Annotated in this window: 19 protein-coding genes; 15 read left to right on the top strand and 4 right to left on the bottom strand. The window is 66.5% G+C overall.

The features are described 5' to 3' along the window. Positions 1–217 precede the first annotated feature (217 nt). Complete coding sequence (gene ypfJ / locus ACEVQ6_RS06215; RefSeq protein WP_374888219.1) at positions 218–1,150, bottom strand: KPN_02809 family neutral zinc metallopeptidase; 933 nt, start codon at positions 1,148–1,150, stop codon at positions 218–220. A gap of 187 nt (positions 1,151–1,337) precedes the next feature. Here ypfJ and ACEVQ6_RS06210 point away from each other — a divergent pair, with 187 nt between their 5' ends. The 3 genes from ACEVQ6_RS06210 to carB all read left to right on the top strand — a co-directional run bounded on the left by ACEVQ6_RS06210 (position 1,338) and on the right by carB (position 8,567). Next, the gene (locus tag ACEVQ6_RS06210) at positions 1,338–2,363 is read left to right on the top strand and encodes a zinc-dependent alcohol dehydrogenase family protein (protein ID WP_374888055.1); all 1,026 of its coding nucleotides are present in this window, start codon (positions 1,338–1,340) and stop codon (positions 2,361–2,363) included. Positions 2,364–2,499: 136 nt separating this feature from the next. Next, entirely contained in the window at positions 2,500–4,854 is a 2,355-nt protein-coding gene (locus ACEVQ6_RS06205) for a methyl-accepting chemotaxis protein (protein WP_374888054.1), read from the top strand. 230 nt (positions 4,855–5,084) lie between these two features. Further along, on the top strand, positions 5,085–8,567 hold the full coding sequence (gene carB / locus ACEVQ6_RS06200; protein ID WP_374888053.1) for a carbamoyl-phosphate synthase large subunit: 3,483 nt from the start codon (positions 5,085–5,087) through the stop codon (positions 8,565–8,567). A 5-nt stretch (positions 8,568–8,572) separates the two neighbouring features. Here carB and ACEVQ6_RS06195 read toward each other — a convergent pair whose 3' ends face one another. Further along, on the bottom strand, positions 8,573–9,547 hold the full coding sequence (locus ACEVQ6_RS06195; protein ID WP_374888052.1) for an SDR family oxidoreductase: 975 nt from the start codon (positions 9,545–9,547) through the stop codon (positions 8,573–8,575). Between the two features lie 231 nt (positions 9,548–9,778). On the opposite strand from ACEVQ6_RS06195, the gene greA reads away from it, so the two are divergent. From greA to ACEVQ6_RS06170, 5 genes are all read left to right on the top strand, one after another. Next, positions 9,779–10,255 carry a transcription elongation factor GreA gene (gene greA / locus ACEVQ6_RS06190; RefSeq protein ID WP_374888051.1) on the top strand — a complete coding sequence of 159 codons (477 nt, stop codon included), beginning with the start codon at positions 9,779–9,781 and terminating at the stop codon, positions 10,253–10,255. A gap of 12 nt (positions 10,256–10,267) precedes the next feature. Next, complete coding sequence (locus tag ACEVQ6_RS06185) at positions 10,268–11,329, top strand: glycosyltransferase family 4 protein (RefSeq protein ID WP_374888050.1); 1,062 nt, start codon at positions 10,268–10,270, stop codon at positions 11,327–11,329. A gap of 59 nt (positions 11,330–11,388) precedes the next feature. Continuing rightward, positions 11,389–12,189: a hypothetical protein gene (locus ACEVQ6_RS06180; RefSeq protein ID WP_374888049.1), complete on the top strand. Its 801-nt coding sequence runs from the start codon at positions 11,389–11,391 to the stop codon at positions 12,187–12,189. After that, positions 12,189–13,043, top strand: a complete 855-nt coding sequence (locus tag ACEVQ6_RS06175) for an FkbM family methyltransferase (RefSeq protein WP_374888048.1) — start codon at positions 12,189–12,191, stop codon at positions 13,041–13,043. Before ACEVQ6_RS06180 ends, ACEVQ6_RS06175 begins: the two co-directional genes overlap by 1 nt. Positions 13,044–13,140: 97 nt before the next feature. After that, positions 13,141–13,869 carry a hypothetical protein gene (locus ACEVQ6_RS06170; protein WP_374888047.1) on the top strand — a complete coding sequence of 243 codons (729 nt, stop codon included), beginning with the start codon at positions 13,141–13,143 and terminating at the stop codon, positions 13,867–13,869. Between the two features lie 12 nt (positions 13,870–13,881). Here the strand turns inward: ACEVQ6_RS06170 and ACEVQ6_RS06165 are convergent, their stop codons facing one another. Then, entirely contained in the window at positions 13,882–14,349 is a 468-nt protein-coding gene (locus ACEVQ6_RS06165; protein WP_374888046.1) for an Lrp/AsnC family transcriptional regulator, read from the bottom strand. Between the two features lie 237 nt (positions 14,350–14,586). Between ACEVQ6_RS06165 and trxB the strand changes: the two genes are divergently transcribed. From trxB to ACEVQ6_RS06140, 5 genes are all read left to right on the top strand, one after another. Next, complete coding sequence (gene trxB, locus ACEVQ6_RS06160) at positions 14,587–15,600, top strand: thioredoxin-disulfide reductase (RefSeq protein ID WP_374888045.1); 1,014 nt, start codon at positions 14,587–14,589, stop codon at positions 15,598–15,600. 209 nt (positions 15,601–15,809) lie between these two features. Then, positions 15,810–16,706, top strand: a complete 897-nt coding sequence (locus ACEVQ6_RS06155; protein ID WP_374888044.1) for a LysR family transcriptional regulator VtlR — start codon at positions 15,810–15,812, stop codon at positions 16,704–16,706. A gap of 642 nt (positions 16,707–17,348) precedes the next feature. After that, positions 17,349–17,642 carry an ArsR/SmtB family transcription factor gene (locus tag ACEVQ6_RS06150; protein ID WP_374888043.1) on the top strand — a complete coding sequence of 98 codons (294 nt, stop codon included), beginning with the start codon at positions 17,349–17,351 and terminating at the stop codon, positions 17,640–17,642. Between the two features lie 39 nt (positions 17,643–17,681). Next, positions 17,682–18,803: an alkene reductase gene (locus tag ACEVQ6_RS06145; RefSeq protein WP_374888042.1), complete on the top strand. Its 1,122-nt coding sequence runs from the start codon at positions 17,682–17,684 to the stop codon at positions 18,801–18,803. Between the two features lie 118 nt (positions 18,804–18,921). Next, positions 18,922–19,455: a GNAT family N-acetyltransferase gene (locus ACEVQ6_RS06140; protein WP_374888041.1), complete on the top strand. Its 534-nt coding sequence runs from the start codon at positions 18,922–18,924 to the stop codon at positions 19,453–19,455. Between the two features lie 70 nt (positions 19,456–19,525). Here the strand turns inward: ACEVQ6_RS06140 and ACEVQ6_RS06135 are convergent, their stop codons facing one another. Further along, the gene (locus ACEVQ6_RS06135) at positions 19,526–20,728 is read right to left on the bottom strand and encodes a pyridoxal phosphate-dependent aminotransferase (RefSeq protein ID WP_374888040.1); all 1,203 of its coding nucleotides are present in this window, start codon (positions 20,726–20,728) and stop codon (positions 19,526–19,528) included. Positions 20,729–21,130: 402 nt separating this feature from the next. Between ACEVQ6_RS06135 and ACEVQ6_RS06130 the strand changes: the two genes are divergently transcribed. Continuing rightward, positions 21,131–21,616: a hypothetical protein gene (locus tag ACEVQ6_RS06130; RefSeq protein ID WP_374888039.1), complete on the top strand. Its 486-nt coding sequence runs from the start codon at positions 21,131–21,133 to the stop codon at positions 21,614–21,616. Further along, positions 21,609–21,773, top strand: coding sequence for a hypothetical protein (locus ACEVQ6_RS06125; protein ID WP_374888038.1), 165 nt, complete (start codon positions 21,609–21,611; stop codon positions 21,771–21,773). Before ACEVQ6_RS06130 ends, ACEVQ6_RS06125 begins: the two co-directional genes overlap by 8 nt. Positions 21,774–21,860 lie beyond the last annotated feature (87 nt).

Raw genomic sequence — 21,860 nt, 5'->3', positions numbered from 1 at the left:
ATTCCCCTGGACGACAGACCGGTGGCACGCTTCGCTGCATGCCTTACAGGAGGGTGACCGCCCTTTCAATGAAGGGTGGCACCTCGGACAGCAGATTCGCCATGTCTTGAGATCCGAAAAGCGCCGGCTGCCGCTTTTTCGCCACCGTTTCATCCAGGCACGGCGCGGCGGGGCCGACCCGCCGCCTGCCGGACCGACCGGCCGTGGCTGTCTTTCCTCACACCGGCCCGGAGAATGTGTCGCAATCGGACATCCGGCCGCTGTCGAAGCCGCGCTTGAACCATGTGCTGCGCTGCGCCGAGGTGCCGTGGTTGAAGCTTTCCGGCACGACGTAGCCCTGCGTGCGCTTCTGCAGCGTGTCGTCGCCGATCTGGCTCGCGGCGTTCAGCGCCTCTTCCAGGTCGCCGGCCGACAGCAGACCCTTCTGCTCGGTATACTTGCCCCAGATCCCGGCGAAGCAGTCGGCCTGAAGTTCGACGCGCACCGACATCTGGTTTGCTTCCGCCTCGCTCATCGACTGGCGCATCTGGTTGAACTTCGGCAGGACGCCGATCAGGTTCTGGACGTGATGGCCGACCTCGTGGGCAAGGACATAGGCCTGGGCGAAGTCGCCGGAGGCGTTGAACTTGCGCGCCAGTTCGTCGAAGAAGCCGAGATCGAGATAGACCTTGCGGTCGCCGGGGCAATAGAAGGGGCCGGTCGCGGAAGAGGCCGCGCCGCAGGCCGACGAGATGCCATCGCGGAAGAGCACGAGCTTCGGTTCCTCGTAGGTCTGGCCGTTGGCCTGGAAGATGCCGTTCCAGGTGTCCTCCGTCTCGGCAAGCACGGTCGCCATGAAGGCCTTCATCTCCTCTTCCTGGGGCGAGCCGGTCGTGGCACCTTCCGACTGCTCGTAGCCCGATGTCGGCGACAGACCGCCGCCGTCCATCACCTGCAGAAGGTCGATGCCCATCGCCTTCAGGATGAAATAGAGGACGACGAGGACGATGATCGTGCCGAAGCTGAGGCCGCCGCCGGCCCGGCGCATGCCGCCGCCACCCGGAATGCGGAAGCCGCCGCCCCGCCCGAACGGATTGGTCCTGAGCCCGCCGCCCGGCATGCCCCGGCGATCCTCGACATTGTCCGACTGGCGCCGCCCCTTCCATTCCATGCTGGTCACTCCCCTGTTCCTGCCGCCGTAAGGCCCGTGATGGCGATATAACGCGCGAGCGGCGGTTTTGCACAAGGGCATGCTGAAAAATGCCGGGCACGGCTTGGGAATGCCATATCGGCTTGACCGCGGAACGGTTTGCCGCTCCTATCCGCGCGAGGAAAAAGAATCCGGGAGGACTATCATCATGAAGGCTGTGAGGCTCGACGCGATCGGCAACCTGTTCGTGCGCGAGGTGGAAAAACCCGTGCCGGGACCGAACGACCTGCTCGTGCGGGTGGAGGCCTGCGGCGTCTGCGGCACCGACCGCCACATCCTGCACGGGGAGTTCCCCTCGAAGCCGCCGGTGACCCTCGGCCACGAATTCTGCGGCATCGTCGAGGCGGTGGGCGACAAGGTGACGACGGTCAAGCCGGGCGCCCGCATCACCGGCGACCCGAACATCTCCTGCGGCCTCTGCCCGCAATGCCTGAACGGCCGCGTCAATCTCTGCCGTAATCTGAAGGCGATCGGCATCCAGATCGACGGCGGCTTCGCCGACTACGTCATCGTGCCGGAAAAGCAGGCCTACGAGATCCCGCTCGACCTGCATCCGCATCACGGCGCCTTCTGCGAGCCGCTCGCGTGCTGCCTGCACGGCGTCGACATGGCCGAGATCAGGGCAGGCTCCAGCGTCGTCGTGCTCGGCGGCGGCGTCATCGGCATGCTCACCGTGCAGCTCTGCCGGATCGCCGGCGCGACGAAGGTCGTGCTGGTGACGCGGCAGGCGGAAAAGCGGGCGCTAGCCGAGGAGATCGGGGCGACGCACAGCTTCGACCCCTCCTCCGGCGATGCGATCGAGGGCCTGGTCGGGGCGAACGGCCTGCTGCCGGGCGGCGCCGACGTGGTGATCGAATGCGCCGGCGTTCCGGAGACGATGGAGCAGGCGCCGAAGCTGGCGAAGGCTGGCGGCACGGTCGTCATCCTCGGCGTCATGGCCGCCGGCGACAAGATCGAGATCGAGCCCTTCGACATCCTCTTCCGCGAGCTTCGCGTGCTCGGCTCCTTCGTCAATCCGTTCACCCATCGCCGCGCTGCCGACCTGATCGCTTCGGGCGCCGTCAAGGTCGAAAAGCTGATCAGCCGGACGGTCGGGATCGACGAGGCGCCGGACGTCATCTCCAATCCGCCCCGCAAGGGCGAGATCCGCGTCATGGTGCTGCCGAACGGCTGAAAACGCGCGGTTTCCGGCCTGTTGCACTCAAGAGTAATTTAATAGACCTGTCTTAAACTCCGACCGATATGCGTGGCCGAAGGGTTCCCGGGGGAAACGGGCTCCCTCGGTCCTGATACGGGAAGGGGCGACAGACATGCTGTTCAGGTCGGCGACGAGCCGCAACATCTTTTCCATCGCCGCAGCCGGCGTGGTCACGACGATCGCGGCGGCAGGCGTTCTCTTTTCCATCGCCTACAAGAGCACGCATGACGATGCGCTGACGCAGATGCGCCAGATCGCCGGCATCCATGCCGCCGAGATCGAGCGCGGCATGGCCGGCGGCATCGACGTCGCCCGCGGCCTGCGCAGCGGTCTCCTGGCGCTGTCGGGCGCGGCCAGCGCCGACCGCAACGCCGCCGACGCGCTGCTCAAGGAAACCCTTCTCGACAATCCCTCGACGCTCGGCACCTGGACCGTGTGGGAGCCGGACGCCTTCGACCGCGACGACAAGAGCTTTGCCGGCAAGGACGGCCACGACGCCACGGGACGCTATATTCCCTACTGGGTGCGCTCCGGCGCGACCGTCCGGCGCGAGCCGCTCGTCGACTACGAGAAGCCCGGCGCCGGCGACTATTATCTCCTGGCGCGCAACAGCGGCAAGACCGTGGTTCTGGAGCCCTACGCCTATTCGATCGACGGCAAGGACGTGATGATGACGACCATCTCCGTCCCGATCCTGCGCGACGGCAAGCCGGTCGCCGTCACCGGCATCGACATCTCGCTGGCGGAAACCAACGCCCAGCTCTCGAAGATCCGGCCGATGGGCGACGGGCTCGTTAGCCTGGTCACCGGCTCCGGCCATATTCTCAGCCATCCGGACGCCGCGCTGCTCGGCAAGTCGCTCAAGGACGCGGGGCCCGGCGTCGCCGGCTGGGATGGCCTGATCGCCCGGCCGGGGACGGAGACGCGGATCATCGCGCCGGACGGAACGCCGCAGATCGCGATTGCCTATCCGATCCGGCTCACCGACGAGATCCGCTGGTATGCGCTTGTCTTCGTGCCGGAAGCGACGGCGCTCGCAGGCGTCGACCGGCTCGCCTGGAGCGCGCTTCTCACCACCGTTGTCGCCGCCCTGCTGCTCGGCCTCGTCGGCTGGATGATCGCGCGCCGCTTCATCGGCCGCATCGACAATGTGATCGCCGAAACCACCCGCATCGCCGGCGGCGACCTGGAGGTGACGCTGAAGGACATCGACCGCAGGGACGAGATCGGCGACCTGTCGCGCTCGCTGAAGACGCTGCTCGACAGCAACCGCCGCCGGGTCGAGCTGGAGCAGGAGGCGAATGCCAACCGCGCCGCCCAGCTCGCGCAGGAGGCAGAGCGCGCCCGCATCGCCAGCGCGCAGGAACAGGACGTGCGCGACGCCGTCGGCGAACTGGCGGCGGGCCTTTCGCGGCTGGCCGAGGGCGACATGACGGTGCGCCTCGACCGGCCGTTCATCGCAGCGCTCGACGAGATCCGCGCGAACTTCAACCAGTCCGTCGAGAAGCTCGAATCGGCGATGCTTTCCTTCAGCGAGAATGCGCGCACGATCCACACCGGCGCCGAGGAAATCCGCAGCGCTGCCGACAACCTCGCCCGCCGCACGGAGCAGCAGGCCGCCTCCGTCGAGGAGACCGCGGCGGCACTGGAGGAGATCACCACCTCGGTGAAGGACTCCGCCCACCGCGCCGAGGAGGCCGGGGCCCTCGTCGCCCGCACCAAGGCGGGCGCGGAAAAGTCCGGCACGATCGTCGGCGACGCCGTCCAGGCGATGAGCGCCATCGAGCAGTCGTCGCAGTCGATCTCCAACATCATCGGCGTGATCGACGAGATCGCCTTCCAGACCAACCTTCTCGCGCTCAATGCCGGCGTCGAGGCGGCACGGGCCGGCGAGGCGGGCAAGGGGTTCGCCGTCGTCGCGCAGGAAGTGCGCGAACTGGCGCAACGCTCCGCCACCGCCGCCAAGGAGATCAAGAGCCTCATCCATTCCTCGAGCGACCAGGTGAAGCGCGGCGTCACCCTCGTCGGAGAAACGGGCGCGGCACTGCAGTCGATCGTGCGCGAGGTGCAGGAGATCGACGCCAATGTCACCGCGATCGTCCAGTCGGCGCGCGAACAGTCGACCGGGCTTCAGGAGATCAACGCCGCCGTCAACCAGATGGACCAGGCGACGCAGCAGAACGCCGCGATGGTCGAGGAATCGAACGCGGCGAGCCACACGCTGGCGACGGAGGTGTCCGCCCTCTCCGCCCGCCTCGGCCAGTTCAATCTCGGCCGCCGCTCCGAGACCGCGCGCGTTGCGGCGGCGCGCCCGGCAAGGATGGGGACGACGGTCGCCGCCGTCGAGACGCGCAAGCCCGCCTTGCGCGCGGTCCCCTCGCCCGCCCGGGCGCTCGGCGAAAAGCTGACATCGGCGTTCGGCGGCGCGCCGGCGGCCTCCGGCGGCGGCGACTGGGAGGAATTCTGAGACCACGGAAGAGCGGCGGCCTCGCGCCGCCGCATCCGTCGCCGCGCGGGCGGCACCCCGTCGCAGCCGCCCTCCAACTTTCCTTGGGAGCGGTCGATTTATGGGGTTGGTTTGCGCCGCGGACTTGCCTATAAGGCCCACCTAGCCTTGAAAGACGATCCTTGCGCATCCGGCCCGCGGCATCTCGCCCAGGCCGGTTTTTCGCGCAGGCGGTAAAGACGGACGGACCCATGCCAAAGCGCCAAGACTTGCAATCGATCCTCATCATCGGCGCTGGGCCGATCGTCATCGGCCAGGCCTGCGAATTCGACTATTCCGGAACGCAGGCCTGCAAGGCGCTGAAAGAGGAAGGCTACCGCGTCATCCTCGTCAATTCCAACCCGGCGACGATCATGACCGATCCGGGTCTGGCGGATGCAACCTATGTCGAGCCGATCACCCCGGAAGTCGTCGCCAAGATCATCGCCAAGGAACGCCCCGACGCGCTGCTGCCGACCATGGGCGGCCAGACGGCGCTCAACACCGCGCTCTCCCTGAAAAGAATGGGCGTGCTCGACCGCTACAATGTCGAGATGATCGGCGCCAAGCCGGCCGCGATCGACATGGCCGAGGACCGCGCGCTCTTCCGCGAGGCGATGGCCCGCATCGGGCTCGAGACGCCGCGCTCGATGCTCGCCAACGCCACCGAGATCAAGGAAGCCGACCGCAAGACGCACGAGGCGGCGCGGGCGGAACTGAAGACCAGGCTCTCCGGCGCCGAGCTCGACGCCGCGCTCGACGAACTCGAAAACCAGTGGAACCTCGGCGAGACCGACCGCAAGCAGCGCTACATGAGCCACGCTATGGCGGTCGCCGCCCAGGCGATCGACCATGTCGGCCTGCCGGCGATCATCCGCCCCTCCTTCACGCTCGGCGGCACCGGCGGCGGCATCGCCTACAACCGCTCGGAATTCTTCGACATCGTCAATGGCGGCCTCGACGCCTCGCCGACCACCGAGGTCCTCGTCGAGGAATCGGTGCTCGGCTGGAAGGAATACGAGATGGAGGTGGTCCGCGACACGGCGGACAACTGCATCATCATCTGCTCGATCGAGAACATCGACCCGATGGGCGTCCACACGGGCGACTCGATCACCGTCGCGCCGGCGCTGACGCTGACGGACAAGGAATACCAGATCATGCGCAACGCCTCGATCGCGGTGCTGCGCGAGATCGGGGTCGAGACCGGCGGCTCGAACGTGCAGTTCGCCGTCAATCCCGAAAACGGCCGCCTCGTCGTCATCGAGATGAACCCGCGCGTCTCGCGCTCGTCCGCGCTCGCCTCGAAGGCGACCGGTTTCCCGATCGCCAAGGTCGCCGCCAAGCTCGCCATCGGCTACACGCTGGACGAGTTAGAAAACGACATCACCGGCGGCGCGACGCCGGCCTCCTTCGAGCCGTCGATCGACTACGTGGTGACGAAGATCCCGCGCTTCGCCTTCGAGAAATTCCCCGGCGCCTCGCCGGTACTGACGACCGCGATGAAGTCAGTCGGCGAGGTGATGGCGATCGGCCGCACCTTCGCCGAATCGCTGCAGAAGGCGCTGCGCGGCCTCGAAACCGGGCTGACCGGCCTCGACGAGATCGACATTCCCGGCCTCGGCGAGGGCGACGACCGCAACGCCATCCGCGCCGCGATCGGCACGCCGACGCCGGACCGGCTGCGCATGGTCGCCCAGGCGCTGCGCCTCGGCATGAGCCCGGAAGACGTGCACCAGGGCTGCCGGATCGACCCGTGGTTCATCGCCCAGCTGAAGGCGATTGTCGACATGGAGGTGCGCATCCGCGAGCACGGCCTGCCGGAGGACGCGTCGAACCTGCGCATGCTGAAGGGCATGGGCTTCTCCGACGCCCGGCTCGCGACGCTGTCGGGCAAGCGGCCGAAGGAGGTGGCCGAACTGCGCAACCGGCTGAACGTGCGCCCCGTCTACAAGCGCATCGACACCTGCGCCGCCGAATTCGCCTCGCCAACCGCCTATATGTATTCGACCTACGAGGTGCCGTTCATCGGCGAAACGCGCAGCGAGGCCGAAATTTCCGACAGGAGGAAGGTCGTCATCCTCGGCGGCGGACCGAACCGCATCGGCCAGGGCATCGAGTTCGACTATTGCTGCTGCCATGCCGCCTTCGCGCTGAAGGATGCGGGCTTCGAGGCGATCATGATCAACTGCAATCCGGAGACGGTTTCGACCGACTACGACACCTCCGACCGGCTCTATTTCGAGCCGCTGACGGCGGAGGACGTCATCGAGATCCTAAAGGCCGAGCAGGAAAACGGGGAACTCGTCGGCGTCATCGTCCAGTTCGGCGGCCAGACGCCGCTGAAGCTGGCCGAGGCGCTGGAGAAGAACGGCATCCCGATCCTCGGCACAGCGCCCGACATGATCGACCTCGCCGAGGACCGCGACCGCTTCCAGAAGCTGCTGCAGAAGCTCGACCTCAACCAGCCGGAAAACGGCATCGCCTATTCGGTCGAGCAGGCACGGCTCGTCGCCGGCGAGATCGGCTTCCCGCTGGTCGTGCGCCCGTCCTACGTGCTCGGCGGCCGCGCCATGCAGATCATCCATTCGGAAGGCATGCTGCAGAGCTACCTGCTCGACACCGTCCCCGGCCTCGTACCGGAGGACATCAAGCAGCGCTACCCGAACGACAAGACCGGCCAGATCAACACGCTGCTCGGCAAGAACCCGCTGCTCTTCGACAGCTATCTGACCAATGCCATCGAGGTCGACGTCGACGCGCTGTCAGACGGCAAGGAGGTCTTCGTCTCCGGCATCATGGAGCATATCGAGGAGGCCGGCATCCATTCGGGCGACAGCGCCTGCTCGCTGCCGGTCCACACGCTGTCGGCCGAGGTGGTCGACGAGCTCGAACGCCAGACGAAGGCGCTCGCCAAGGCGCTGAACGTCGGCGGACTGATGAACGTGCAGTTCGCCATCAAGGACGGCACGGTCTACGTGCTCGAGGTCAATCCGCGCGCCTCGCGCACCGTGCCCTTCGTCGCCAAGACGATCGGCGCGCCGATCGCCAAGATCGCCGCCCGCGTCATGGCCGGCGAAGGCCTCGACGCGGCGATCTCCGCCTATGGCGCCCGGCCGGATCCGCGCAACCTGAAGCATATCGCGGTCAAGGAAGCCGTCTTCCCCTTCGCCCGCTTCCCCGGCGTCGACACGCTGCTCGGGCCGGAAATGCGCTCGACCGGCGAGGTGATCGGCCTCGACCGCGATTTCGCCATCGCCTTCGCCAAGGCGCAGCTCGGCGCCGGCGTCGACCTGCCGCGCGAAGGCACGGTCTTCGTCTCCGTGCGCGACGAGGACAAGGAGCGGGTGCTTCCGGCGCTCAATATCCTCACCGCGATCGGCTTCAAGGTGATGGCGACCGGTGGCACGCAGCGCTTCCTCGCCGAACACGGCATCGCCGCGATCAAGGTCAACAAGGTGCTCGAGGGCCGACCGCATATCGAGGACGCGATCCGCAACCGGCAGGTCCAGCTCGTGATCAACACGACGGACGGCTCGAAGGCGATCTCGGATTCGAAATCGCTGCGCCGTGCCACGCTGATGCAAAAGGTTCCCTACTACACGACGATGGCGGGCGCCCAGGCCGCCGCCGAGGCGATCCGGGCGCTGAAGGCCGGCAGCTTGGACGTCGCCCCGCTGCAGAGCTATTTCTGAGGCGTTCAGTAGCCGCCGACGATCGGCAGGATCTCGCCGGTGATGTAGCTCGAGCAGTGCGGCGAGGCGAGGAAGACATAGGCCGGCGCGATCTCTTCGGGTTGCGCCGGCCGTTTCATCGGCGTCTTCGAACCGAACTTCGCCACGTCCTCCGGCGTCTTGTCGGACGGGTTGAGCGGCGTCCAGACCGGCCCCGGCGCCACGGCATTGACCCTGATGCCGCGCGGGACGAGCTGGCCGGACAGCGCCTTGGTGAAGGCGTGGATGCCGCCCTTGGTCATCGAATAGTCGAGAAGCTCCTTGCTGCCCTCGAGGCCGGTGACCGAGCCGGTGTTGATGATGGCGCTCCCCTCGCCCATGTGGGGGATCGCGGCTTTCGCCATGTGGAAATAGCCGTACAGATTGGTCTTCAGCGTTTCGTCGAAATGCGCGTCCGAGAGATCGAGGATGTCGGCGGTGTGCACCTGGAAGGCGGCATTGTTGACGAGGACGTCGATGCGGCCGAAGACCTCGACCACGGCGGCGACCGCCTTGCGGCAGAAGGCCGCGTCCTTGACGTCGCCGGAGATGGCGAGCGCCTTCCGCCCCTCCGCCCGGATCGCCGCGACGGTGTCGTCGGCATCGCGCGTCTCGCCGATGTGGAGGATGGCGACATCGGCGCCTTCGCGGGCAAAGAGCACGGCGACGGCCCGGCCGATGCCGCTGTCGCCGCCGGTGATGAGCGCGATCTTGCCGGCGAGCTTTTCCGACCCCTTGTAGAAGGGTGCATCATAGAGCGGCGGGGGATCGAGGCGCGCCTCCTCGCCGGGTTTTGCCTGATGCTGCTCGGGAAAGGGCGGTACCGGATAGGGCCGCGCACCGGCCTGCATCGGCCTGTCGCCGTTGCCGGTGCTGGAAGCGGCATCGGCCCTGGCGACCTCGTTCTGGATGTCGCGCTGTTTCTCAAGCGTCGCCGCCACGGGGGATCGGCTCGTCGTCATGGCAGTCTCCTTTCATTGTTCCCTCCGGCCTAACCCGGCGCCATGGACAATGTTCCGGGCGGCGTTCCGGGCGGGCGGCGGCTGCGATTAATCTGGCGTTCGCGCGCCTCTTTCTGCTATAGAGGGCGTTCTGACGTTTTGAACGGTTCCGGCGGTAACGCGCCGGCGACCGTTTTCTTTTGTGCGGGAGGACGAGAAAGCCCACCCGCACCGATGATGAAGGACACTGCAATGGTCGAGAAAGTACCGATGACGCACTCCGGCTTTGTCAAGCTGCAGGAGGAGCTGCGCTGGCGCCAGCAGGAGGAGCGTCCCCGGATCATCGAGGCGATCTCGGAAGCGCGCGCCCATGGCGACCTGTCGGAGAATGCCGAGTACCATGCCGCCAAGGAAGCGCAGAGCCACAATGAGGGACGCATCGGCGAGCTCGAGGATTTCGTCGCCCGGGCGGAGGTGATCGACCTGTCGAAGATGTCCGGCTCCAAGGTGAAGTTCGGCGCCACCGTCAAGCTCGTCGACGAGGATACCGACGAGGAGAAGAGCTACCAGATCGTCGGCGACCAAGAGGCCGACGTGAAGGCGGGACGCATCTCCATCTCCTCGCCGATCGCCCGCGCGCTGATCGGCAAGGAGGTCGGCGATTCGATCGAGGTCAACGCGCCGGGCGGCGCCAAGGGCTACGAGATCCTCTCCGTCACCTGGGGCTGAGCCCGCGCCCGCATGGTCGACATCCGTGACGTCGAGGTCATCGCGCTGAACTTCAAGCGCCGCCTGTCCGGCGTGACCTCGACGATCGTCCAGCTCGTGCCCTGCCAGGCCGATCTCGGCCTTCGCATCGCCACCCTCGGCGTCGGCCTGCCGGACAGCCTGCCGAAGATCGCCTGGCGGTCGCTCTGGCGGCTCTGGTCGCCGCCGCCGGGACGGAGCCACCGCATCTGGCATGCGCGCCGCAACAACGAGATGGCCGTCGGCGTCCTGTTGCGCGACGGGCTGCGGATGCCGCTGAAGCTCGTCTTCACCTCTGCCGCCCAGCGCCGGCACACGGCCTATACCCGCTTTCTCATCCGCCGCATGGACGCCGTCATCGCGACGAGCGGCCGGTCCGGCGCGTTTCTCGACGTGGCGCATCGCGTTATCCGCCACGGCGTCGATGTGGCGCGTTTCCGGGCGGCGGCCCAATCGCAGCCTGAAGACGCGGGCGACGCCCCCCTGCTCGTCGGCTGCTTCGGCCGCGTCCGCCACCAGAAGGGCACGGACCTCTTCGTGCGGGCGATGATCGAGCTCCTGCCGCACCATCCGCAATGGAGGGCGGTCGTCTGCGGCCGCGTCACGGCGAAGGAGGCGCGCTTCGGCGAGACGCTGACGGAGGCCGTCTCCAAGGCGGGGCTCACCGACCGGATCCGCTTCCCCGGCGAGGTCGACGACATCACGCCGTGGTATCGCAGGCTGACGCTCTATGTCGCGCCGTCGCGCAACGAGGGCTTCGGGCTGACGCCGCTCGAGGCCATGGCGTCCGGTGTCGCGGTCGTTGCCTCCGACGCGGGGGCCTATGCCGAGATGGTCGTCCCCGGCGAAACGGGGGCCGTGGTGCCGGCCGGCGATTACGAGGCGCTGCGGGATGCGCTCGCGCTCTATCTCGCCGATCCGGTCGCCGCCCGGCGCGCGGGCGAAGCGGGCCTTGCCCGCGTCAGCGCCGATTTCGCCCTTGCGGGCGAGGCACGCGCCGTCAATGACGTCTATGCAACATTGCTTGATCCGTATACACGGGGTGCCGAGGCGTGACGGGCCGCCCTGCTCGCGGGCCGAGCCTGTCCGGCGATGTTTCCGGAGACGAGACGACGATGCAGCAAAGCCGGACGCCGACCGAGACCGTCAATGTCCTGTGCATGAAATGGGGCAGCCTCTACGACCGGGATTACGTCAACAATCTTTATCGGGGGGTGCGGCGGCACCTGAAGCGCCCGCACCGCTTCGTCTGCTTCACCGACGACGCGAGCGGCCTCGATGCCGGGATCGAGGTCTTTCCCCTGCCGGACCTCGACCTGCCGGCAGGCCACCGGGACAACCGCTGGCGCAAGCTCGCGCTGTTCCAGAAGGACCTCGCGGGCCTCAGCGGCACCGCCCTGTTCCTCGATCTCGATCTGGTGATCGTCGACGACATCGACTGCTTCTTCGACATGCCGGGGGCGTTCCGCATCATCCGCGACGACGACCTGTTCCGCGCCAAGCCCCTGCGCCGGATCCGCCCGGAGCGCGACCGCTTCCTCGCCTCGGTCGGCAACAGTTCGGTGTTCCGCTACGAGATCGGCGCCCACACCTATATCCTCGACGCCTACCGCGCCGATCCGGCCGCCGCCACCGCCGGCTACGAGATCTCGCAGCAGTTCCAGAGCGCGCAGCTCGCGGAGCACGGCCACCTGCACTACTGGCCGCGCGACTGGTGCGTCAGCTTCAAGAATGCCTGCGTGCCGCGCCCGCTTGCGAGCTTCTTCAGGGATCCCGCCCTACCGCACGGCGCGCGCATCGTCGTCTTCGCGGGCACGCCGAAGATGGGCGACGTGTTTTCCGGCCGGGGACGCAAATGGTATCGCCGCATCGGCGACGTTTCCTGGCTGAAGGCCGCCTGGACCGGACGACCCTGATGGCAAGACCGCTCACACCCCCGCCCGCCTTCGACGACAGCATGCCCTGGGGCACCTACCGGCCCTCCTGGCCGAATGCACTGCGCCTTTCGCTCGCCCACCGGATGCCGCCGCTGCTGAAGCAGACCGCACTTGCCCTGCGCCGACCGGTGAAATACGGCCTCGACACGCCGCTCGATCTTGAGATCCGCGGGCTCAGGCTGCGGCTGCTGCCGCGCGGCAATATTTCGGAGGAAAAACTCTACACCGCGCCGCAGCTCTTCGATCCGGACGAGTTCCGCATCATGGAGGAACGGCTGAAGCCCGGCGGCGTCTTTATCGACATCGGGGCAAATGCCGGCATCTACAGTTTCCACGCCGCGCGCTGCATGAAGGACGGCGGCCATATCCTCGCCGTCGAGCCGGATGCGGAAATGTGCCGGCGCATCCGCTTCAACATCGCCACCAATGCGCTTGCGACCATCGACCTCGTCTCCGTCGCGCTCAGCGACCATGAGGGGACGGCGGAGTTCTCCGTCAATCCGCGCCAGCGCGGCACGAACAAGCTCGCCGCGATCGGCACGGACGATCACGGCGACGAGGCCTTCGTCGCCACCGTGCCGGTGACCACGCTGTTTTCGCTCGTGGCCGCGCGCGGTTTCAGCCGGATCGACGTCTTGAAGATCGATGTCGAGGGCCATGAATACACCGTGCTCCGGCATTTCGTTGCCTCCGCCCCGACGGCGCTGCTGCCGAAGATCGTCATTGCCGAACATGGCGGCCACGGCACCGGAGAAACATTCGCGTTGCTCGAGGAAAACGGCTACAGGCGGCGCAAGACCACGCGGCTCAACGCGATCTTCGAGCGGGCTTGAGCGTTTCACGATCCGGGGTCTCAGGCGGGTGCGCCCGCGACGGACCCGCAACCCGCCCGATACGATCAAGGGCGCCAAGGCTTTGACGGAGACCCCGATGGCACGCAAGAAAAGCCGGCTCGAAACCTTCTTCTCGCTCAGCCGGCACCGCAAGCGGTGGGGCGGCGGCAAGCACAGCACGCTTGCCGGCGACCTTCAGCCACTGAAGGAGCGGCGGGTCGAGCCGAGCGACAAGGTCCATTATCCCGGCCACATCGCCTCGATCGACGACCACGTCGCCAATCTCAGGATCGAGTTCGCCGGCAAGCCGGAACTGGTGTTCGAGCATGCGAAGCTGATCGTGCTGATCCGCCGCGAATTCGACATTCCTGGAAACTATGCGCGCTTTCGCCGGCTGTGGGACGAGGAGACGGACTTCCTCTGCGAGCATCTCAACCTGCGCTGGCTGCTTTCGGCCGCCGACACCTTCGCCGACCATGACGCCGATCCCACCGCCCGGGCGATCGCGATGATGACCTCGGTCTTCGCCACCACCGTGAAGATCTACGAGACCGACCGCTTCATCTTCGGCCGCGCCTCCGAAACCCCGATCCCCGAACGGATGACGGACCTCAGGGAAAACCGCAGGCATCTCTTCGAAGGCATGCGCATGTTCCTTGTCGGCTCGGGCGACACGCTGCGCAACATGCGCTGGCGGCTCGAACCCTTCTTCGATCAGGGGCCGGCCGGCAGCCTGCTGCGCACGCTCTACGACCGCTTCCAGGCGAACGACACCGCCTTCCGCCGCTTCGCCGCCCTGCACGAGCGCGACCGCACGCGCTGGTAGGCCGGGCGGCCATCACAGCGCCACCAGTCCTTCGCGCTTGACCTGCCGGATCGTCAGCATGGTGCGCACCGTGTCGACCTCCTCGTTCGCCGTCAGCACCTCGATGACGAAATCCTGGAAACGGGTGAGGTTTTCGGCGACGCAATGCAGCAGGAAGTCGCTCTCGCCGGAGACCATCCAGGCCTGGCGCACCAGCGGCCATCCGGCCGTCGCGGCGGCGAAGGCCTTGAGGTTGGCGTCCGACTGGCGTTTTAGCCCGACCATGCAGAAGGCGACGAGATCGAAGCCGAGGGCGGGCGCGTTGAGCAGCGCGTGATAGCCCTCGATAATGCCGCCCTCCGAAAGCTGCCGGACGCGCCTAAGGCAGGGCGGCGGCGAGATGCCGACGCGGGCGGCGAGCTCCACATTGGTCATGCGGCCGTCGGCCTGCAATTCCTTGAGGATCTTCAGGTCGATGGCATCGAGGCTGGCACGGAACACGCTGGCGTCACCCTTGTCGCGGCCGGCACAGGCCGGAATCGGCCGGTGCCGCACCGGACTATCTCGCCCGACGCGTCGAAAATGTCACGGGGGCCGCGCGCCGATTGTGGTAAACGCCGCTGCACCCTTGAATGTGAAGGCCCTGCCCCCATAAATGACGGGGACGACAGGCGCCGGACGCATGCCGGGACGGCGCCGCCGAAACGACCGCAGGATCTGCCCAACAGGAATTTGCCCATGACGACCCGCCATACCGACGTCCTGATCATCGGCTCCGGCCCCGCCGGCTACACGGCGGCGATCTACACCGCCCGCGCCATGCTGAAGCCGGTGCTGATCGCCGGCATGGAGCAGGGCGGCCAGCTGATGATCACCACGGACGTGGAAAATTACCCCGGCTATGCCGAGCCCGTGCAGGGCCCCTGGATGATGGAGCAGATGCTGAAGCAGGCGCAGCATGTCGGTGCAGAGATCGTCAACGATCTCGTGACGAAGGTCGATCTCGCCGTGCGTCCGTTCCGCATCGAGACCGACAGCGGCACGGTCTGGACGGCGGATGCGCTGATCATTGCCACCGGCGCCAAGGCCAAATGGCTCGGCATCGAGACGGAGGCGACCTTCAAGGGCTTCGGCGTCTCGGCCTGCGCCACCTGCGACGGTTTCTTCTACCGCAAGAAGGACGTCGTCGTCGTCGGCGGCGGCAATTCGGCGGTCGAGGAGGCGCTCTACCTTTCGAACATCGCCGCGAGCGTCACGGTCGTGCACCGCCGCGACGGCTTTCGCGCGGAAAAGATCCTGCGCGAGCGGCTGATGGCCAAGCCCAACGTCCGGGTGATCTGGGACCACGAGGTCGTCGAATATCTCGGCGCGCCGGCAAAGCCGCCGATGCCGGCTTCGGTCGACGGCGTGCGCCTGCGCAACACCCGCACCGGCGTCGTCCAGGACGTCGCGACCGACGGCGTCTTCGTCGCCATCGGCCATGCGCCGGCCGTGGAGCTCTTCGAGGGGCAGCTCCGCCAGAAGCCGAACGGCTATCTCTGGACCGCGCCCGATTCGACGGCGACGGACGTGCCGGGCGTCTTCGCCGCCGGCGACGTCGCCGACGACGTCTTCCGCCAGGCGATCACCGCGGCGGGCATGGGCTGCATGGCCGCGCTCGAGGCGGAAAAATATCTGGCGGCGCAGGAAAGCGCACCGCATAATGCAACCCGCGCGGATGCGGCCGGCGAGAAGACGCTCGAGACCATCTGACCGGATCGACGAGGGCGGCGGACGAAGGGAGAGCGTTCACCGCCTGAAGCGGGCCGAAGGTCACAGGAGCGTCGCAATCCTGCCCGAGAAGGCGGGCGACCGCGCATCGTCCCGGCTCCGGCCGCAAGGGGACGGAGACAGAGACAACGAAACGGTGATCCGGCGATGGGGGAAACCGCACGCGACAGATCGCCAAGCAGGGGGACGGCATGCCGCTTGACTGGGACAAACTGCGGATTTTCCACGCGGCGGCGGAGGCGGGTTCCTTCACCCATGCGGCCGACAAGCTGCATCTGTCGCAATCGGCGATCAGCCGCCAGGTAAGTTCGCTCGAACAGGACGTCGGCATCAAGCTGTTCCACCGCCATGCGCGCGGGCTGATTCTCACCGAGCAGGGCGAGATCCTCTACCGCACCGCGCATGAGGTGCTGATGAAGCTCGAAAGCGTGCGCGTCCAGCTGACCGAGACCACCGACAAGCCGAGCGGCAAGCTGCGCATCACCACCACCGTCGGCCTCGGCCAGGGCTGGCTGACGGACAAGGTGCAGGAATTCATGTCCCTCTATCCGGAGGTCCAGGTCCAGCTCATCCTCGACAACGAGGAACTCGACGTCAACATGCGCCACGCCGACTGCGCCATCCGGCTGCGCAAGCCGCAGCAGTCCGACCTGATCCAGCGCAAGCTCTTCACCGTGCACATGCATGTCTATGCGGCGCCGAGCTATATCAACCGCTACGGCGAGCCGCACTCGGTCGAGGATCTCGACAATCACCGGATCATCACCTTCGGCGAGCCGGCGCCGAACTACCTGCTCGACGTCAACTGGCTTGAAATCGCCGGGCGCGAGCCGGACAGTCCGCGGGTCTCCCACCTGCAGATCAACAGCCAGACGTCGATCAAACGCGCCTGCCTGCTCGGCATCGGCGTCGCCATGATGCCGGACTATATCGTCGGCCGGGATCCGGGCCTGATCCAGCTGTCGATCAGCGCCGACATTCCCTCCTTCGACACCTATTTCTGCTATCCGGAAGAGATGAAGAACGCCGCCAAGCTGAAGGCCTTCCGCGATTTCATCGTCGCCAAGGCCCGCAACTGGAACTTCTGACGCCGGTTCCTCGAACCGCCCAATCTTGCGCCATCGGTTGTCGGCCGGATAACCGATGGTTTTTGCTGCCTCTTTGACACCGGGCTTCCGGCCGCGGCGGCATGATCCGGAAAATTGGCGCAAAAATATGCAGTTATGCGCCTAAAGCATGGCTCATCTGCACAATAATTGATTGCCTGCCGGCGCGAAAAGCCGCATATCACACCCAGCTGATGCACTTTGGTGGCTTTTTCCTCCCAGTGCCACCGCAGCAGCTGTTCCCCTCTGGAGGTTAGACACCTTCAAACTTAATAGGGCCCAAGGAAACTTGTGGCCCTTTTTTTTCGTCGGCGCGACAAAACTGCACGAAAACGACCCCTAAATCTGACAGTTCTTCGGCACGAAGCGCATTTTCTCATCATCCATCGTTGAAAACCTCTCGCGGCATCCTATATCTGCATCAGTCGTCGCACGATGGTGGCCTTTGCCTCCCATGCCGCCGCGACGGCTGTTCCCCTCTGGAGGTTATAGAACCTTCAACACCTCATGGGCCCAAGAGATCTTGCGGCCCATTTTTTTTGCGCCCTTGCGATCCGTCACCCTTGAATATCGTTTCCAGGCGATACAAATATCGCTAAAACGCGAATTAACGATACGACGGCGATGGACAGGGACGAGATACTGAAGGCGCTGGCGCATCCGGTGCGCATCGAGATCCTCGCGAAGCTGAAGGATCCGGCGGCGCATTTTTCCGCGCAGACGCACCCGCTCGACCACGGTGTCTGCGCCGGTCAGTTCCAGTCCTGCGGCCTGTCGCAGTCGACCGTTTCCGCCCATCTCGCCGCCCTCCAGCGCGCCGGCCTCGTCACGACGCACAAGATCGGACAGTGGGTCTTCTACAAGCGCGACGAGAAGACGATCGCCGCCTTCCTCGAGGATCTCGGCACCACGCTCTGATCCCGATCTTCCCTCCCAAGCCAGCCGAAAGGACCTTCCATGCCCACCCTCTTCGATCCGATCACCGTCGGGGACATATCGCTTGCCAACCGCATCGTCATGGCGCCGCTGACGCGCAACCGCTCGCCCGAGGCCGTACCGACCAATCTCGTCGCCGCTTATTACGAGCAGCGCGCCACCGCCGGCCTGCTTATCACCGAGGCGACCGCCATCACCCATCAGGGCCAGGGCTATGCCGACGTTCCCGGCCTCTACACGCCCGCAGCGCTGGAGGGTTGGCGCCAGGTGACGGACGGCGTCCACAAGGCGGGCGGCAAGATCGTCGTGCAGATGTGGCATGTCGGGCGCATCTCCCATGACACGCTGCAGCCGAACGGCGGCAAGCCGGTCGCCCCTTCCGCGATCCGCGCCAAGTCGAAGACCTACCTCATCAATCCCGACGGCACCGGTTCCTTTGCCGAGACCTCTGAGCCACGCGCGCTCGAGACGAACGAGATCGCCGGGATCGTCGAGGATTACCGCAAGGCCGCCCGCGCGGCGATCTCGGCCGGCTTCGACGGTGTCGAGATCCATGCGGCGAACGGCTACCTGATCGACCAGTTCCTGCGCTCGGGCTCGAATGTGCGCACCGACGCCTATGGCGGCTCGATCGAGAACCGCGCCCGCTTCCTGTTCGAGGTGGTCGAGGCGGTGACGAGCGAGGTCGGCGCCGGCCGCACCGGCATCCGCATCTCGCCGGTGACGCCCGCCAACGACGCCTTCGATCCCGACCCGCAGCCGCTCTTCACCCATGTCGTGGAAGGGCTTGCGCGCTACGGCCTCGCCTATGTCCATGTCATCGAGGGAGCGACCGGCGGGCCCCGCGACCACCGGCAGGGTGATGCGCCCTTCGATTATGCGGCACTGCGGGCGGCCTATGCGGCGGCGGGCGGAAAGGCCGCATGGATGGCCAACAACGGCTATGACCGCGCGCTGGCGCTGAAGACGGTGGAAAGCGGCGCGGCCGACCTCGTCGCCTTCGGCAAGCTGTTCATCGCCAATCCCGACCTCGTGCGCCGTCTGAAGGAAGACGCCCCGCTCAACACGCCCGAGCAGGCGACCTTCTACGGCGGCGGCGCGGCCGGCTACACGGACTACCCGTCGCTCGACCAGGTCGCCTGACGCGGCATGACGGCAGACCCCGCCCGGCAGCGGCGGGGTTTTCGCCCGGCTGCGGGCGTTGACAGGCGGCCGCCGCTGGCGCACCTCTCTCAGCCCATCCATCCGCAGGGAGACAGACATGATCGTCAGGGACGCGACCGGAGACGACCTCATCGGCATCACCGCCATCTACAATGACGCGGTGCTGAACACGACGGCGATCTGGAACGAGACCCCCGTCGACGTCGCCAACCGCGCCGCCTGGCTGACGGCACGGCGGGAGGCCGGCTACCCGGTCCTCGTCGCCGTGACGGACGCCGGTGCGGTCGGCGGCTATGCCTCCTTCGGCGACTGGCGCCCCTTCGAGGGCTACCGCTTCACCGTCGAGCACTCCGTCTATGTGGAAAAGGACGCCCGCGGCCTCGGCATCGGCCGGGCGCTGATGGACGCGCTGATCGAACGCGCGGTCGCTCTCGGCAAGCATGTCATGGTCGCCGGCATCGAGGACGGCAACAGGGCGTCGATCGCCCTGCATGAGCGCCTCGGCTTCGTGACCGTCGGGGTCGCGACGGAAGTGGGCACGAAGTTCGGCCGCTGGCTCGACCTGCGCTTCATGCAGCTGACCCTCCCCGTCTCCGGCGCGACGACACCGCTCGACCGCACGGCGCTTTGATCCGCCCCGCAGAAAGGCGCCCCGAACGTCGTCCGGAGCGCCCGATGTCACATCAAAAGCCGGGGAAAACTCAGCGGCAGGATCCGGCAAAACGCTGGATGCGCTTGCAGGCCTCCTCGAGGAGTTCCTCGGACGTGGCGTAGGAGATGCGGAAATTCGGCCCGAGGCCGAAGGCCGAACCATGCACGACGGCGACGCCTTCGGCTTCCAGAAGCTCGCTGACGAAATCCTCGTCGGTCTCGATTACCTTGCCCGACGGCGCCGTCTTGCCGATCAGCCCCTTGCAGGACGGATAGACGTAGAAGGCCCCTTCCGGAGAGGGGCACTCGATGCCGGTCGCCTGGTTCAGCATCGACACGACGAGGTCGCGGCGACGCTCGAATACCTTCTTGTTTTCCGGGATGAACGCCTGCGTGCCGTTCAGCGCCTCGACCGCCGCCCATTGCGCGATGGAGCAGGCGCCGGACGTCTGCTGGCCCTGGATCATGTCCATCGCCTTGATGAGGGCGAGCGGGCCTGCGGCATAGCCGATGCGCCAGCCGGTCATGGCATAGGCCTTGGAGACGCCGTTCATCGTCAGCGTGCGATCGTAGAGCGACGGCTCGACCTCGACCGGAGTGACGAATTTGAAATCGCCATAGGTCAGGTGTTCGTACATGTCGTCGGTCAGGATCCAGACATGCGGGTGCCTGACGAGGACGTCGGTCAGCGCCTTCAGCTCGTCATGCGAATAGGCGGCACCGGACGGGTTCGACGGCGAATTAAACACGAACCATTTGGTCTTCGGCGTGATCGCCTTGTCGAGGTCCTCCGCCGTCAGCTTGAAGGCGTTCTCCTGCCGGGCCTCGACGAAGACGGGCGTGCCGCCGCACAGCGCCACCATTTCCGGATAGGACACCCAGTAGGGCGCCGGGATCACCACCTCGTCGCCGGGGTTCAGTGTCGCCATGAAGGCGTTGAACAGGATCTGCTTGCCGCCGGTGCCGACGATCGTCTGGGCGGCCGTGTAGTCGAGGCCGTTCTCGCGCTTGAACTTGGCCGCGATCGCCTCGCGCAGTTCCGGGATACCGGAGACGGGCGTATACTTGGTCTCGCCGCGGTTGATCGCCTCGATGGCCGCCTGCTTGATGTTGTCGGGCGTGTCGAAATCCGGCTCGCCGGCACCGAGCCCGATCACGTCCCGGCCCTTGGCTTTCAGCTCGCGCGCTTTCTGCGAAACGGCGATGGTGGCGGAAGGCTTCACGCGGGAAAGGGCATCGGCAAGAAAGGCCATGATGAGGCGTCCTGATGGGTTCGAAAAAACCGGCATCGCCCGGCCGTGCGGGCCTTGCGTTGGCGGCGACGCGAAGCTGTATGTCGAAAGACGGCGGGGGTTTCAAGCATAAAGGCGGCGAAGGCGTGCAAGGGCCGGCGAATTCGCCGCTTTCCGGCCGTCAAAGGGGCTGGAAAACACAGCGGGACGGACGGCGCCAACAGGCAAGGATCCCCGCCACGATTTCACCACAGTAAGGACGACGGCCTGCCGCAATCCGGTCCTTGTAGAGCCCGCTTCACCCTGTTTCCTCGGCACCATTCAACAGGCATGGCATGAGGGGGCGGCAGCATGTTTCCGCGCGTCGGAAAAATCTTTTGTGTACCGGCCGGCCAGGGGCGGCGGGCGGTACGGGCGGTGGTCATGACGGCGGCGCTCGCGGCGGCGGGACACGCCATGGCGGCGCGCGCGGACAGTTCCATGGGCGAGGTACGACCAGCCGTGTTCGACGGGGTCGCCGACAGTGGCACGGAGGCCGGGCGGCGGCTTGCGACCGACGTGCTCCCCGGCGTGCACGGGCCGGACATGAAGCCGCGCGTCGCCGATCTTTTCGTCGGAACCCCGTCCCTCGAGGGCTCCACCGTTCTTCCCGGTGCGGGACAGCCCGCCCCCGATCTCTGGCGCGACCATTTCATCGACACGATGGTGACCGGCTCGATTGCGCCGCAGATGACGCGCTGGCTGGTGCCGGTCTCGAACTGGCAGTCCGGTGCCGCCGCCTTCAACGACGCCGAGCGGCACATCTATGCCGGCCTGATGCTGATCGCCATCGCGCTGATGGCGTCGATGAGCTTCGGCCTCTGGCGCTGGCAGGTGCGCGGACTGGTGGAGCACCATCTCCATGGCTGAGAAAAAGGCTGCCCCCCGCACGCCCGGCTTCCTGGAGCGCCTGTCGCCGGCCGAGACCCTCATCCTCGCCGCCATCGTCATGGCGGGGCTCGCCGGCGTCATGCTCGTGGGCAAGGGGCTGGCGCTGAAGGCGCAGGCCGGCATCGCGCTGTTCTAAGGCATGTCCGGTCAGATCGGATGGGATTGAATGTCCGGACGATGCGCCAGAACAGAGAGAGGGACCGTGTCCCGTGAACCCGTGATC

It is taken from the genome of Ensifer soli, from assembly GCF_041928815.1.
Lineage (GTDB): Bacteria > Pseudomonadota > Alphaproteobacteria > Rhizobiales > Rhizobiaceae > JBHFEI01.
The sequence above is the reverse complement of the archived record's forward strand: the minus strand, read 5'-3'. Positions and strand labels throughout refer to the sequence as shown.